10 protein-coding genes are annotated in these 16,370 nt (G+C 50.4%); 4 read left to right on the top strand and 6 right to left on the bottom strand.

Translation table 11 applies throughout. The annotated features are described in order from the left end of the window. Positions 1 to 54: 54 nt before the first annotated feature. Entirely contained in the window at positions 55 to 1,356 is a 1,302-nt protein-coding gene (locus J3353_RS11290) for a Gfo/Idh/MocA family protein (protein WP_207684865.1), read from the bottom strand. Between the two features lie 345 nt (positions 1,357 to 1,701). Here J3353_RS11290 and J3353_RS11285 point away from each other — a divergent pair, with 345 nt between their 5' ends. The 4 genes from J3353_RS11285 (at position 1,702) to J3353_RS11270 (ending at position 7,991) form a co-directional block, all read left to right on the top strand. Beyond that, positions 1,702 to 3,288, top strand: coding sequence for an extracellular solute-binding protein (locus tag J3353_RS11285; RefSeq protein ID WP_207684864.1), 1,587 nt, complete (start codon positions 1,702 to 1,704; stop codon positions 3,286 to 3,288). Positions 3,289 to 3,403: 115 nt separating this feature from the next. Next, the gene (locus tag J3353_RS11280; RefSeq protein ID WP_098923384.1) at positions 3,404 to 4,360 is read left to right on the top strand and encodes a sugar ABC transporter permease; all 957 of its coding nucleotides are present in this window, start codon (positions 3,404 to 3,406) and stop codon (positions 4,358 to 4,360) included. After that, a complete protein-coding gene (locus J3353_RS11275; RefSeq protein WP_242700934.1) occupies positions 4,360 to 5,268 on the top strand; it encodes a carbohydrate ABC transporter permease in 909 nt (302 codons plus the stop codon). Before J3353_RS11280 ends, J3353_RS11275 begins: the two co-directional genes overlap by 1 nt. 17 nt (positions 5,269 to 5,285) lie before the next feature. Continuing rightward, a complete protein-coding gene (locus J3353_RS11270; RefSeq protein ID WP_207684863.1) occupies positions 5,286 to 7,991 on the top strand; it encodes a hypothetical protein in 2,706 nt (901 codons plus the stop codon). 74 nt (positions 7,992 to 8,065) lie between these two features. On the opposite strand, the gene J3353_RS11265 is transcribed toward J3353_RS11270, so the two are convergent. The 5 genes from J3353_RS11265 to J3353_RS11245 form a co-directional block, all read right to left on the bottom strand. Continuing rightward, a complete protein-coding gene (locus J3353_RS11265; RefSeq protein WP_207684862.1) occupies positions 8,066 to 10,174 on the bottom strand; it encodes an AraC family transcriptional regulator in 2,109 nt (702 codons plus the stop codon). A 1,156-nt stretch (positions 10,175 to 11,330) separates the two neighbouring features. Then, complete coding sequence (locus tag J3353_RS11260) at positions 11,331 to 12,857, bottom strand: BCCT family transporter (RefSeq protein WP_207684861.1); 1,527 nt, start codon at positions 12,855 to 12,857, stop codon at positions 11,331 to 11,333. Next, complete coding sequence (locus tag J3353_RS11255) at positions 12,858 to 13,577, bottom strand: NTP transferase domain-containing protein (protein WP_156074601.1); 720 nt, start codon at positions 13,575 to 13,577, stop codon at positions 12,858 to 12,860. Next, positions 13,570 to 15,354, bottom strand: coding sequence for an NTP transferase domain-containing protein (locus J3353_RS11250; RefSeq protein WP_156074599.1), 1,785 nt, complete (start codon positions 15,352 to 15,354; stop codon positions 13,570 to 13,572). Before J3353_RS11250 ends, J3353_RS11255 begins: the two co-directional genes overlap by 8 nt. A 99-nt stretch (positions 15,355 to 15,453) precedes the next feature. Beyond that, positions 15,454 to 16,254 carry a phosphorylcholine transferase LicD gene (locus tag J3353_RS11245; RefSeq protein WP_156074597.1) on the bottom strand — a complete coding sequence of 267 codons (801 nt, stop codon included), beginning with the start codon at positions 16,252 to 16,254 and terminating at the stop codon, positions 15,454 to 15,456. Positions 16,255 to 16,370 lie beyond the last annotated feature (116 nt).

Below are 16,370 nucleotides of genomic sequence, written 5' to 3'. Positions count from 1 at the left end.
TCCCCGTGCAGGATATCAAAACTGCACGGGGACGTTTTCTATGTCAGCACCGCATTATCTGATGTCCGGCATCGTTATGACGGCGCTCTCCTTGCGAGCACGCTCTGCGCAGAAAACGCCCAGATGCCCATTGATCGAATCTTTGATCGTTGTGCAGGAGATGGAAGGCTCCTCCCCCTGAAGCACATGAACAAAGTCCTCCACCAGCCGCAGGTCGCCGCCGCCATGAGAGCCTGTCATGCCGCTCTTATCTCCACCGATCTTCAGGTCTACCACTTCCTCGTTCCAGCCCTTCTCGCTGGCGGTATCTATGGTGCGCACAGTGAAAACCGAATCGTCAAACACGCCCTTGATCTCACCCTTTGTACCAATGATGTGGATATTGCGCTCCGGTTTCGCTGTGCCGCCGATCATGTTCAGGGTCGCAGTTGCGCCATCCGCAAAATTCATCAGCACCGATTGATGATCCACCACCGTATGTTCACAATCCCACACACAGCGTCCATGGATATTGTCTGTCATCAGCGACTTACGCTTGTCCTCCAGCGTCGGATTCTCAATATTCTCCAGGCAGTCCCATACATAAAACGCCCACCGATCCGGGTGATCCAGATAATGCTTTTTAGCAGAGTACAGACAAGTCTCCTCGCACTGGCAATCCACCAGGCAGCGCTTGCCTGCCCCTGCGGGCTTTTTGGCAGGATCAAACTGGAAGTCACTTCCAAAGCTTGCGATCTGTTTGGGCGAAACGCCGCTCTTCAGCCACATAATGAGATCCATGTCATGGCAGCACTTTGCCAGCAGCATCGGAGCCCCGCATTTTTCCTCGTTGCCCCATTTGCCGCGCACAAAGGAGACAGCCAGGTGATGGTAGCTGACATGCTCCGTGGCCTGAATATTGATAATGTCACCGATCTCCCCGCTCAGCAGTCTCTGCTTGATTGCGACATAGAAGGGCGCATACCGCAGAACGTGGCAGATCATCACCTTCCGCCCGGTCTCTTTTACAACCTTATATAAATAGTTTACTTCCTCCTCGCTGATCGCGAAGGGCTTTTCCAGCAGCATATCATATCCTGCACGCAGGAGCGGAACCGCAGTGGGCACATGCTGGCGGTCCATGGTTCCATTGATCACCGCGTCTGCCAGCTTGGGCCTTTCTGCCAGCTCCTCAGCGTTCTTGAAGCACATCTCCTCCCCGAAGCCATGCATCTCCGCAACCTTTTTCCGCCGGATCGGATCCGGATCTGCTACGCCCACGATCTTCAGCTCGTCCGGGTGTTCCAGCGCATACAGGCTGTACAGGATCGCCCGATGGCCAGCGCCCACGATGATGGCTGTGATTTGTTTCCTCATAGTTTCTCTCTTCCTTTCTTTTGAATGGGTCTCCGATTCCAATTTTGTTTCCAGCATATCTTTTTGTGCCGAAATCGTCAAGGTGAAGGAGCATGATATTTCATCCTACACCATGACGAAAGGAAGAATAATCGCATCTTTGTGGATATTGTGCAACAATCATGCTCAAAAATGAGAAAATCTTTTGTGCGTTTTGTATCAAAAAATGTTGCAATTCCAAAAAGAACATGATATGCTTCTGAGTAAAGAAAAACCACTGGTCGGCAGCGTACGAGCTGAACGGAGGTTATGGAAGCACGGGGATCTTCCCCGTCCCATTCCATAAATCAAGGAGGAAAAGATTTTATGAAAGAAAGAAAAATCAGCAGACGCGCCGTATGCAGCGCTATGGTTGCTTCTCTGGCATTGGGTGTTCTGGAGGGCTGTGGCAGCTCTTCCTCTACGACTGCTTCTTCTGCTGCCGGTTCCGGAGCAGCTGCTTCCAACGAGCGCATCACCGTGCGCATCCTGAAATCCAAGGCCGCAAACGAGGTTGCTGCCGAGCAGATGGATGTCTGGAAGGTCCTGGGCGAAAAATTCAATATGGATTTTGAATTTGATAACCCCCCGCAGGACAATTACAACGAGCGCCTGAATCTCGTGATGATGGATGCACAGCTGCCGGATATCATTATGGATATGCCCACCACCGAGGTGCTGAAATACGGCGAGTCCGGCGTGATCCTGTCCCTGAACGATTACATCGAGAACAACATGCCCAACCTGAAGAAGGAGATCGACAAGCGGGACGGTGTCGAAAAAGCACTGACTTACAGCGACGGCAATATTTATTATATGCCCATGCTGGATGAGAAGGTCTCCGGCAATATGCCCTACATCGTCCGCACCGACTGGCTGGAAAAGCTGGGCATCGAAAGCCCCGTGACCCTGGAGGACTGGGAGAACTACTGGCATCTGGTCAAGACCACCGACCTGAACGGCAACGGCACCAACGATGAGATCCCCTTCAGCTCCTACAACATGGATGGCCTGCGGAATTTCTGCACCGCATTCGGCTGCCTGGATGATTTTTATACCGATCCGGACGATGGCGGCAAGGTCCACTACGGCCCCATTGACCCCAAGTATAAAAAGGCTGTGACCTGGATGCACGATATGTATGAGAAGGGCTATATTGATCCCGAGATCATCACCATGGACTACGCTTCCTTCGTGCCGAAGCTGGCCCAGAACGCGGTGGCTTCCTTCTACGGCCCGCTGGGCGGTATGCTGGCTGCACAGAACGCCACCATGCCTGCTTCCTTCCCCGGCTTCCATGTGGAAGCAACCGTGCCCCCCAAGGGCGATGCACAGATCCACTCCTATATCGATCAGGAGCCCCGTGCAGTCGCAGCGGCTACCATCACCGCAAGCTGCAAGAACGTTGACCGCGTGGTCGCTCTGCTGGATTACATGTACAGCGCCGAGGGCACCCTGCTGATCAACATGGGTATTGAGGGCACTCACTACACCATGGAGAACGGCAAGCCGATCTTCACCGATTATGTAATGAAGAACCCTGACGGCCTGTCTCCCAAGAATGCGATCGGCACCTTCACCTTTGCACAGAGCTCCGGCCCGTTCATTCTGAGCCAGGACGAGGTCACGCAGCTGGATGATGATTCTGTCAACCGCGCAAAGCAGGACTGCATCATTCCCTTCCTGGAAGAATCCAAGAAGTACGTCATTCCCGGCTCCACCTCCTTCTCCTCTGAGGATGATGCCGTCCGTCGTGCAGTGATGGCCGACGTGGATACTTACGTTGACGAGATGATCATCAAGTTTGTTTCCGGCCGTGAGCCGCTGTCCAACTGGGACACCTACGTTGAAAAGGTCAATGGCATGGGCATTGCAGAGGTCATCGATATCTACCAGAAAACTCTGAATGGCTGATGCCTCAGCAGGCAACTATTTTTTGATCCAGTAAAATAACGGCCGGGGCAGGAACACCCTGTTCCCGGCCTATTTTTTCCTGGGTTCTTCAGAACGAAAACAGGAGAATACCACCATGAAAACTGCCACCGCAGCAAAACCGATCACACTGCCAACAGCGAATCGCCTTGATCATGCCTGCAAAAAGTTCTGGCGCAGCCGCTATCTGCTTTTGATGCTGCTGCCCGCCCTGATCTGGTATATCGTGTTCATGTACGCGCCCATGTACGGCGCGCAGATCGCTTTCCGTGATTTCTCTCCCGTACTGGGCATCACGGGCAGCAAGTGGGTCGGCTTCAAATATTTCACCCAGTTCTTTAAATCCGAGTATTTTGGCCGTCTGATCAAAAACACACTTGGCATCAGCCTGTATTCAATTATTGTGGGCTTTCCCATTCCCATCATTCTGGCTCTGCTGATCAACGAAGTCCGCGGTAAATTCTTCAAACGCAGCGTACAGACCGTGGTGTATCTGCCCCACTTCATCTCCGCTGTGGTCGTTGTCAGTATTCTGAGTGCCCTGCTTTCTCCTTCCAGCGGCCTGATCAACCAGCTGATCACCGCCTTTGGCGGTACGCCAATCCACTTTATGGCCGAGCCCAAGTACTTCAAGACGATCTATGTTCTTTCTGACATCTGGCAAAGCGCCGGCTACGGTTCCATTGTGTACATGGCGGCACTGACCGGCATCGACCCCTCTCTCTACGAGGCCGCCACCGTTGACGGTGCTTCCAAATGGGACAAGCTGATCCACATCACGCTGCCCGGCCTGCTGCCCACGATCATCATCATGCTGATCCTCCGCATGGGCTCTATTTTCTCGGTCGGCTATGAAAAGATCATGCTGATGTACAACCCTGCAACCTATGAGACTGCCGATGTGATCTCCACTTACGTTTACCGCCGTGCCTTTGAGAGCGGCGATTACAGCTTCTCCGCGGCTGTGGGCCTGTTCAATTCTGTGATCAATTTTACCATTATCATGCTGTTCAACAAGTTCAGCAAAAAGATCAGTGAGGTGAGCCTGTGGTGATGAAAAAGAATATTGATGCGATGAATCACCCCACGAAAGTGAAGGAAAGCATCGGGGAACGAATCTATACCATTGTTGTGTATCTGCTGCTGATTCTGATCAGCGCAACCATCATTCTGCCGCTTCTGCACATCATCAGCGGCTCGTTCAGTGATCCCATGCAGCTGCTGACAGGCAATGTTTCCTTCTGGCCCAAAGGCTTTACGACCTCCATGTATGAGAAGGTTCTGAAGGATGCCAGCATCTGGAAGGGTTATCTGAACACGATCCTGTATACCGTGCTGGGCACCCTGATCAGCGTGACCCTTACCGCCTGCGCCGCCTACCCCCTGTCTCGCAAGGATCTGTTCGGTCGCAATATCTTTATCAGCCTTTTCATCTTTACCATGTTTTTCAACGGCGGCATGATCCCCACTTACCTGATCATTCAGAAGCTGGGCATGCTGAATAAGATCTGGGCGCTGGTGCTGCCTTCCGCCATCAGTACCTATAACATGATCATCATGCGCACCTTCTTTGAAAACACCATCCCGAATGAGCTGATCGAGGCCGCAGCCTTAGACGGCTGTAACGATATCACGACCTTCTTCCGCATTGTTCTTCCGCTTTCCGGTGCAGTGTTCGCCGTTATGGCGCTGTTCTACGGCGTTGCGCAGTGGAACAGCTGGTTCCCGGCATTGCTGTACATTCGGGATCGTTCTCTGTACCCTTTGCAGATGATCCTGCGCGAGGTCCTGATCCAAAGCGACATCGGCAACATGGCCGGTTCCACCGGTGATGTCGAGGTCATCGGCGATGGTCTGAAATATGCCACCATGGTGGTTTCCACCCTGCCGATCATGTGCCTGTATCCGTTCCTGCAGAAGTACTTTGTTGCCGGTGTTACCATTGGCGCGGTCAAGGGCTGATGGGAGGATACCACACCATGCAATCACATGATCTTTCCTTGCCTGCGTGGGGCCCCTACACCAAACGATACAGCGGCATTTCCCATGTTCCTGCGGCCAACGATGGCGTTCGATTTGACCTGTCCGTTTTTCCGGGAATGTATCGCCGCCGGGTCGATGTGCCCAATGTACGGTTTGAGAGCGGCTTTCACCCCTGGGCTGCGGCTCCGGATCTGAGCTGCTACACGTTCCGCCACGAGCTCCTGTGGAAGGATCAGCTGTATGCAGACATCTCTTTTGCTCCCTTGGGGGAGGATGCCCGGTTGATCCGTGCCGAGCTCCACAACAATACAGATGCTCCGCAGAATCTGGTGCTTCATTATATGGCATCCGCCTGGGATCCCGTTCCTTCCTACCGCGGCTTCTCCCTGCCGGGCTGTGAGGTATCCCTGCCGGAAAACGCGGCCTTTGTCTGGGCAAAGGATTATGACACCCTGGATTTTTCCATCCACCGTCCCAATGAATGTCTGACCTGGGATGGTCTGCGCCGGGGCGAAGAAGCCGTTCCCGGCTTTGGTCAGGGATACGGCATTGGCACGGGGTTCGGCTGTTCCGAAGGCAAAGGACCTTTTGGACAGGTCGTGCCCAACGGAAAAGGGGACACCGTTACCTTTACGCTTTCCCTTACCGCGCCCCTGCATACCCCCTGTCTCTGTGTACGGTATTGGAATCCGGCAGATGAGAGTTCCGAGTACGATGTCAATGGTCAGGACACGCTGCGGCTGCCGCCCTGTCAGAAGCCTTCTATTGCCATCCTGCCGCTGAATGCTTCCATTCCCGCCGGGAAATTCACTCTGGCCCTGACTGCTGCCGGTGTTGGAGGGGCGAAGCTGGATTGTCTCGCTCTGTGCGAGCAAGCGGACGCTGGTAGCTTTACCGTTACCCTGCGCGGAGATGGCTTCCGGCCTCAGGCCGAGCCCGCCGCAGATGAGAACTATCTGACCCTGCAGTATCCCCACATTCAGGAGTGCTACGGGATCCTGTGGGATGATATCACCACCCATATTCGCACGATCGAAAACGATGAGCTGGATATCTTTCTGCGTGACACCGTACACGACCATGTAAATGCCACGCTGCGCGGCAACGGAAAAGGGCATTACGTCAATCTCTTTATGGGGCCGATCCCCTTGGAGGCAGGACAGACAAAAGTGATCTATGGAGCGGTCTGTGCTGCTCCGGATGCTTCTGCCGCCGCGCTGCGCTGCCATGAGCTGCTGACGCAGCGCAGCGATTGGGAGCATGTATGGCAGCAGGCTTCTGCCTCCCTTGCAGCACCATCCGCTCTACCGGCTGCCGAATCGCTTGCCTTGGGCCAACAGTTGATGAATGCTGTTCTCTGCACCAACGTTGTGTATCCGGTGTACACGCGGGGACAGTATATCCGCCACTACACTCCCGGACGCTGGTGGGACTGTGTCTACACATGGGATTCCGGATTCATTGGAATGGGCCTGGCTCAGACCAGCCTGCGCAATGCCTTTGACTGCCTGAACACCTACCTGATGCCCCCGGATTCTGTGGATGCTGCTTTTTTGCACCATGGCTCCATGGTGCCAACGCAGTTTTATCTGTATGCCGAGCTGTTGAATCGCACCAGCAGCAGAGAACTTGCCGCCTACTGCTATCCGCGCCTAAAGCTGTACTACCGCTTCTTCACCGGGCAGGAAGGCGGCTCCACTACCGCCAACCTGCACAGCGGCCTGCTGCGTCCCTGGGATTATTTCTATAATTCTGGTGGATGGGACGATTATCCCCCACAGCAGGAGGTCCATCGCCGCCGTTTGCAGGCCAGCTGCGCGCCCGTGGTCACAACTGCCCATGCGATACGCTGTGCAAAGATCCTGGCGTACACCGCCCGCCTGCTGGGCGAGACAACCGACGCAGATGCTTTTGATGCCGATGCGCTTCGCTTGGGGCGCTCCCTGCAGACTGCATGGGACGAGGAAAGCGGTTACTTCGGGTACCTCCTGCACGATCCTTCTGGTGATGCTGCAGATATTCTGCGCACCGAGCAGGGTTTGAACTACGATATGGGCATGGATGGCGCTTCGCCGCTGTTTGCAGGTGCCTGTACAGAACCGCAGAAGGAACTTCTGTGGCAGAAGCTGCAGAGCCCGGAACACCTGTGGTGTGCCTGCGGCCTTTCTACCGTAGATCAGAGTGCGCCGTACTATCGGCGTGACGGCTACTGGAACGGCGCTGTATGGATGCCTTACCAGTGGATGTTCTTCAAATCTGCACTGGATGCGGGCCTTGCCGATTTTGCTTACCGCATTGCCGACACCGCTCTTACCCTGTGGCAGAACGAGTGTGCCGAAAGCTACTGTTGTTTTGAACACTTTATGATCGAAAGCCGCCGTGGTGCCGGCTGGCATCAGTTCAGCGGGCTTTCTTCTCCCATTGTACAGTGGTTTTCCGCTTACTACCGCCCCGGCACCCTCACGACCGGTTTTGATACCTTTGTCCGGCATACGGATTGGGCACCGGACAACAGCGCCTTAAATGCCACGCTGGATTTTACCGCAGCGGGCCGCAGCACTGTTCTGGCTGTTCTGCAGCCGGGTTCCAAGGCTGTTACAGCCTCTGTTCCCTGCACCGTAACCACACGCCATGATGGGCTGCTTGAGCTGACCTTTGCATTGGATGCTCCCTGCACTGTTACCATAAGCATCCATCCCTGAATCCACCTGTAAAAAGAAACGAACGATGTCTGTCCGAATGGGCTGACATCGTTCGTTTTTTTTTTGCGCTGAAATCAGTTATCTCCTTTGCGAACTGCAGAAGGTGAGAGCTGATACTTCCGCCGGAATGCCTTATAGAATGTATTCGCCGTGGAGAAGCCGCACTGTTCTGCAACATCCGTAATATTCAGATCTGTCGTTCTCAGCAGCTGCATCGCATGATCCAGACGCAATTCTTCCACATACTCTGTATAGCTCTTTCCGGTTTGCTCCTTCAGGAATTGCGAAAGATACTTTTTAGAGATCTTGAACTGCTCCGCCGTCATCGCCGCATTGATCTCCGGATTCTGGAAATTCTGTGCCAGCCAGTCCAGAACATTCTTTTGAAGCGCATCATTGTGGCTATGCTTCAAGAATTGCACATGGTTGCAGATCTCCACACAGCAGTCCTGCAGCCGGCTCAGCATCTGGCGGGCAGTCAGTTTAGAGTCATAACTGCACAGATAAGCGATATCCGGACAGCATACCCTTTCCGCCGTGTTCAGCAGAATGCCGCCTGCCGTGTAAAAATCCTGCTTGAAGTTTTCCGGGTCCAGATTATCCACCGAGAACAGTTCACTCAGAAGCGAAACCGCTTCTTCCGTGCATCCGGAAAGCAGATATTCCCGAAGCCGCGCTGCATTGGTTGCATTGACCGTGGTACCGCGCTGCGCACTGCTGTTCCCCAAATAGCAGATCTTCTGTGTTGGATCCGCATAGGCCGCCACATTGCGGGCCTTCCAATAAATATCTGACAGCTGCTCCATTTTCTCAAAAGGATCGCTCAATATCAGGGGAGTTGTCAGATGCAGCGCATCATACAGCTGCTCTGTGCGGAAACACATTTCCCGCAGTTCCTCTGCTTCATCCGTTTCCTGCGTCAGGATCACCAGGATCAGGTCATCTGCCGTTGCCTGTACATAAAATCTCTGCCCGTAAATTTGACGTATCTGCTCTGACACCACCACAGTACGCAGCTCTTCTTTCAGTGAGCACTCGGCGTTTTCCTGAAGAGATGGGATCAGCAGCAGGAAGTTATAGGCTTTCAGCTGCACCGCATCCGTCAGCTGCTGAAGGGATTCCTGACTTACAGATCCTGTGCGCAGCAAGATTTCCATTTTGCCGTGTTCCAGCTCGCTGCGTGAATGCTCCAGTTCCCGCGCCAGTTCATGCTGGCTGTTTACATTACGGAGAAAGATCTCATTCAGCACTTTCCGTGATGCCAGATCCGATTCGTCCAGCGTGTCCAGCATCGGACGCAGGCTGTTCATATCCTCCAGTGTCATGCAGACGCTGATCAATACACAGCCCAGAACGCCCACGATCAGATACAGACAAATTGCACGCTGTACTGCCAACAGACCCGCTTCGTAGAGCGACGGCGGCATTCCAATGACCGCCGTTGCATTCAGAGATGCCACATATCGCGTTGCCATCAGATAGCGCTTTCCCTGATAGGTCTCCCAACCCGTATCATCACTCGTCAGGGAAAGTGTCGTTCCGTCATAGTTGTTTCCCGCCAGGATCGTTCCATCATCGGAAATCAGGCAAAAAAGGCCTTCCTCGCGCCATTGCTGCTGCGAAAGAAACATCGAAACGACATCTTTTTCCTTGATCAGCACCGTCATTGCGCCGCAAAGGCGGCCCGCCGTGTTCACATAGGGCTGATATACTGTGACATACGAATTGCCATAGCTGGAATGCATCAGTTTGACAACATGGGCGGGCTTTATCGTCATGACATCGATCTGATTCTGTGCATCCCATTCCTCCTGAGACACATCCTCATACTCAAGTGCTCCCGGGTAAAAATTGCTATGGCTTTCATACGCGCTCCGGTCATCCAATATGATGCCATTCCGCTCAAATGTAATATAGCTGTATGTGATCACAGAGGAATCGTAGGTCTTATCCTGTAACGATTTGCTTGCTCTCGTCAGTGTCTGATAATCTCCCAGAATACTGTTATCATAACTGCTGGCAAGCAGAGTATACTCCGTTTCGCTGAACAATTTGTTCGTTGTACTGCGAATGTTGCTCAGGCATCGCTCCAACTGGGTGGTGCCGATCGCCAGCATTTCCATCGTGCTGGAGGACTGCGCTTGGATCGTCTGGCGGATCATCAGGCTATACAGAGGAACCACGACCAGGAAGAACCCAACCGGAATACAAAGATACCTTAAAAGCCTTCGGATCCAGTTTCTAACAAACAGTCTCTTACGCATCTGCAAAAGCTCACTCCAAGCAATGATGATTTCTATGGAACTGTTGGCTGCACCTGTAAGGCGTTTATGGAGCTGGTGCATACAGCACAGATCCTCCCTCCGCGATTTCGCAGCATCTTTTTAATTATTTTACCACAGAAGGATTTTTTCCTCAACATTTTTATTGATTTGTAACAAAAATCCACTTTATCACCATGATTTTCAATGCTTGAAAATCTCTATCAGATGGTCAATCACTTTGCTCCGCAAACCGTGTTGTCATTCAAAGCCACCACCCGGGGCCTGATTGTCTGAGGGAACTCGAATCCCTGGCCCTCTGATTAAAAAGCTTACTTTGATGGACTTTTGTGCTCCGAGCTGTTACGAAACACACGATTTTACGGCATTTTTTGCGTTACTCCGCCCTGTAGCAGCCCCTCATGCATTTTCGAGTTGTCGCATTTTGTCGCACTTTTTTGCGGAACTATAATCGGGACTTTTTTTCATTAGCCATGATAAACGAGAGTTCAGGATCCATAATTTCGGATAGATGGAAACTGCACGGTTTGCTGCAACAGGAAGAATGATCTCGGGTGGCTTCCCTGCCCCGTTTCCGGATGCTGCGCCCATTGAAATTTCGCCGGAGTGAGTTTGAAGGTGGGTACGGGGAGAGGTCAGAAATATCATTCGATATGGAACAGTTTTCCATAGTAGGTTACACTATTTTTTGAGCAGTTCCGCCCAGATATGGATATTTCAGTTTTGCGAGGATTTCATCTGCACTCAAGCCTTTGGCCAGCAGATTCTTCAGCTCCTTGATCTAGCGACTGTCTTGGCAGTACCCTTCTTCCTGTTGCTTTGTCAGTATGCATTGAAGTCGGTCTTACTTCCTTTAGCTCCAGTTGTAGGATTATACCTCCAAGTCTATGTAATCTGTGGAAAAAGATAGCCACGCTCTTCATCCAGTAACATAATGCTTATCCCGCCAGCATCGGCGCAACAACAGCTTTGATTTGCTCTACAGTATAGGCACTATCTCATTGTTCAATCAACTATATTCTTCACAGCTTAGGCATATTGCTGTGTTACCTACCACTTACTGCGTAGATTCGGCCATATAGTTCTTTGCGTCCTTCAAAAAGCTAACTGTAATCATTACTATAACAACACCAATCGGGAATGCCGCCACGATGCTTACCGATTGCAGGTTGTTCATAGAACTTTCCGCAAACAACAATGCAATGGGCAGCAAAATCAGCAGGATGCACCACATCAACTGGATGCCCTTATTGGGCTGTTCATCGTCCTCGAGGGCGTGGTAGCTATAACAAGAGGCTGTCAGTGCGATGGAATCAAAAGACGTCGCGTAGAAGGCGATCATCGTAACCAGAACAGCCACCATAACGACCGGTGCACCCGGCATGGTTTTAATCATATCCACGATCATGCCGTACATATCGCCTTTTTCCAGATACTTGGCGATAAAATCCGCCTTGCCGGTCATCTGTAGTCCCATAGAGTAGTTGCCCAGCACAATGAAGCTGGTCAGCGTAGATCCAACACCGAACACATAACCGCCGAGAATCGTCTGCCGTACCGTCCTGCCACGGGAAATGCTACCGATAAAGAACGGTGCAGCCACACACCACACCATCCAGTAGGCCCAATAATAAATCGTCCAGTTCTGTGGAAAGTTCGATGTCCGAAGTGGGTCGGTGAAAGTAGACAAGTCAATAAAATTCTGAACCATCTTACCAAGCGAGGCAAATCCGGTTTCAATGATATAACGTGTCTCGCCGCCGAACAACAGCACAAAGGCAAGCAGCCCGAAGAATAGATAGATGCAAATATTGGCCAATTTGCTGATACCCTTGAAGCCATGCAGCAAAGAGTAGGTATACACGGCGCAGGTGATCAACAGGATGATGATATTGATGACTGTGCGACTGACAGCAACATGGAACAGCTCTCCGATGATGGTTGCCATCAGCGGTGTTGCTACGCTGAAAGTAGTGGCTGTACCCGCCAGCAAAGCGAACACCGCCAGCAGGTCAATGATGCGACCTGCCCAGCCATCGGTGTGCTTGCCCAGAATCGGGCGGCAGGCTTCCGAGTATTTCTGGCGGGTTCTTTTTCTTACGTGCAGCATAAAGCCGAATGCTACCGCCAGCACCAGATAGAAGCCCCACGGGATAAAGCTCCAATGGAACAAGGGATATACCCCTGCCCAGTCTTGAATGCTGCCCATCTCTGCCAGATGGGGGTCGGTTGCATACAGCACCCATTCCGAAAAAGAGTAAAACAGGATATCCGCAGCAAGACCGCAAGTAAACATCATGGAGCCCCATGCAAAGAAGGAATACTGAGGCTTTTCGTTGGGTTCACCCAGAACAATGTCCCCGTACTTCGAACACGCAATGTACAGTGACAGGATGAAAATACCCAGTCCAATCACCAGATAATAGGTGCCAAAGGTATCTCCGAAAAAGAACCGAATCTGGCTCAGGACGGCGTTAGACTGTTCAGGCACCAAGAAAAACAGGATGCACAGAGCCACCACAATTGCCAAGGGTACCAATGTTATCATCCAATCAATTTTCCCACGCACTCTCTTTGGATTCATTTATCCTTCCTCCGCATATTTTTTATAGCTGGAATCCACAGCAACCAGTTCACTGAAGTTGTCCACCTCGATGATATCGTCCTTATTCATCGGACGGATTCCCAGTTGATATTCTTCTGGATAGCAGAATAATGCTACATCATCCCAATAAATCTGGCGATTCTGTTTCTGCTCAAACTCGATTTCCAGATGGCGCTTCAGCTTTTTTCCATCCTCGGCTGTCCAGCGAGAAATGCTATATAACTGCCATCCACCTTTGCCGCCTGTACGACTGCAGGAGGTCACGATGCCATCCACCACGGTTTGCAGCCACTCGTCCGTTTCCTCGTCCGTCCATACGCTGTTGTAGCCGGAACGCTCAAACTCCGGAGCCAGAATATCCGGATTATAGATAATTTGATCGCCATCCAGAATGATCGCATTTTCGATGCGATCTCTTGCTACATACAGGGATGCGATATTGTTGCAGGTATCATAGTAGGGGTTTTCAATCAGTCGAACGCCGGGATACTCTGTCACCAGCGGAGCGAACTGTTCTTTCAGATAGCCCACCACGATGTATATCTCCGAAATGCCGTTTTTGTGCAGCCCCTCAATTACCGTATCGATCATCCGCTTGCCATTTACTTTGACCAGCGGCTTCGGTGTTGTCAGCGTGACCGGGTGCATCCGTTTTCCCAGCCCTGCCGCCATAATAATGGCTCTTTCTACTTTAGGCATTTTCCCGCACTCCACCTTCCTCTAATTTCTTCAGCTCGTCCTGAACGATTCTGTAGTAGTCTTTTGCGTAGCGATACTGCCGCAGGGAATACTCGCCAAATTCCACGCCCAGATTCCGCTTATACTCACACCAGTTGCTCCACAGCAGTCCACAGGCAGCGATGTAGCAGTAAATCTTAATCCGTGTCGCATCATCGCAACCGTCTGTAAAATATGCCGCAATCAAGCGATCCACCTGCCGCTTATTGTAAAGCGAATAAATGCAGAACATTGCGATATCCACATGGGGATCCTGCATACCTGCATACTCCCAGTCGATTAGCCGAATTTCCTCTTTTCCATCCTTCTGGACAAACAGGAAGTTGTCCGGAACTGCGTCAATATGCGTCAAAATCTTCTCACCTGCATGAGCATCAATATAAGGCTTCAAAGACCAGACATTCGCTTTGGTTTTCTCATAATCCTTGTAGACAGAAGGAGTGCCATCCCACAAGCTTTCGTAGAACTCCATCTGCCCGAAAATATCAAATTCATGCGCCACCTTCAGCTTCAACGCATGGAAGCCACGCAGACGGTTCATGCACTTCTTGACATCCTCATAGTCGGTAGAGTCGCATACCCGGGCACCCTCCAGAAATTCTGTAATCTTATAGCCGTTCTCTGGGTTAATATAGGCGATATCGTCACAGATGTTTTTATCAGCGATGGCATGATACACTGCTGCTTCCTGACGGCGATTGATGAGTTGATCCGTACCCTCTCCCGGAATGCGCATAATGTACTTTTTGTCCTTACAGGTAAACAGGAAGGAACGATTGGTCATGCCTTTTTTCAGGACGGTAATATCCGTGATATCCTCCGGTTTCGCAGACAATGCCTCACAAATTAGATGGATGGCATCCGTTTTTAGTTGGTTGGAGTCGCTGTCGATTTCTCGGAGCTGCTCATAGGTGTTGATCTCCACAACATCTGCCGAATGCACAACTCGAGCTGTGACGATCATGCGATCCTTATTATAGAGTGCTTCTTCCCAAAACGAACCATCATACTGTGGGTTTTTGCAGAGTTCCTTGATGCGTGTAGAAACCGTATCAGAGTCCTCTTTTGTAAGGTAGCTGATACCGATCATCGCATTACCGCCGACGTTTTCTGGTACAGTTACCAGCTCCATCTTGCGGTTTACACGGACATTGCTCTCGTTTTCCACAAGATCGCTGACCATATACCATGAGTACAGCTCGTGGCGGTGAAACGGATTGCGGTCACACCAGATGTCGCAAGGGACGATGTACGCATTCTCCAAATGCTCTTTTACCAGTCTGAGGGAATGTAGATTGTTCTTTGCAGCGTAGTCCGGGTTGACCACCAGTTCTACGCCGTACTCATCCATCAGGTATTCATATTTTTCCTTCATGAAACCTACAATAACATAGATTTCCTGAATACCTACTTCGTGAAGTTGCTTGATGATTCGCTCAATCAAAGGCTCCCCATTGACTTCCAAAAGGCCCTTGGGCATTTCTGTATTGATGGGAACCATCCGCATACCAAAACCGGCTGCCAGAATAATTGCTCGTTTGGGAGTCTTATTCTTGTACTCCGACACAGCCTTGGCTGTGGGACAAATTGCTTCGTTCAGATACCCTGCCTTAATGAGTTCCTTGAGGGAACGGTTTACTACTCCCAAGGAATGACCCGAAACCTCCGCTAAAACACGCTGATTGATAAACGGCTCAAGTAGCAGAGCGTTCAGAATATCGCTTTCTTGTTTATTCATGTACACTCCTCCATTGCGTTTAGTGAACACAAAACCAAGAAACATCCTTCTCGCAAACAGAATGCCTTCAAGATGCTCTTTTGATTATGTCGTACTACATCAATCAATTCGGTACCCCTCCAAATGGTGTGAGTACCGCCTATCTTTTTCGGGCGGCAACTTCATATAATCACCATATGAGGATTTAAGAACTTTATCGTAGTCTTTCGGTGCAAAAAACAGTTTTCCTTCAAACTCAAGTTCTATTATATGTTCAAACCATTCGGTTTTAAAAAAATGCGAATCCCATGGAATTCCAATATAAGCTGTTTTAATCTTGTCGAATTCGATATACCTCTGATGCATTTTACGAAGAATCCGCTCTGAACTAAACAGCCTTGAGAATACAAAAGCCAATTTCTTCAATATCTCTTGTTTGTAGTTTTCACTTTTTCCGGGCGTCAATTCGGCCGAATGCTGAACAATCCTTTCCCAGAACAATTCTTCACGACAGTATCTTTCCCTTTCTTTCTTTTCTTCTGGAAGATAATCAAGTGGAAATATATCCACAAAAGCGCCATAACCCTTTAACCCCCTGTATCTTCCTTCTTTTACAATTGTTTTCGAATCACATACTTTTGCGCAGTAGTAAAATGTATCATTTCGATTACTGATATCAATATAATTCAGCTCTAACTCTGGATGCTCAATAATGTAACTTCCTAATTTATAATAATCCTCTCTTGGCATCACAATATCGATGTCATCGTCCCAAGGAATAAAACCCTTGTGACGCACTGCGCCAAGAAGTGTACCATAGCAGATCATATATGTATATCCGTTTTCACGACAAACATAATCGATTTTTTCAAGAACATTTAGCACGCATGCTTTATATTCTTCAACTGTCAATTTTCTCACGTTTAAATCTCCTTGTATTATCTCTAATAAATTTACTTTACAAGTTAATTTGCGGATGATCCGCTGTTTTTGAATTTAATTTTCTTAAAGTACTTGAAATTATTAATTAAAAAAGC

It is taken from the genome of Faecalibacterium sp. Marseille-Q4137 (assembly GCF_017377535.1).
Taxonomy (GTDB): Bacteria; Bacillota; Clostridia; order Oscillospirales; family Ruminococcaceae; genus Faecalibacterium; species Faecalibacterium duncaniae.
This window is presented reverse-complemented; position numbering and strand designations above follow the sequence as displayed.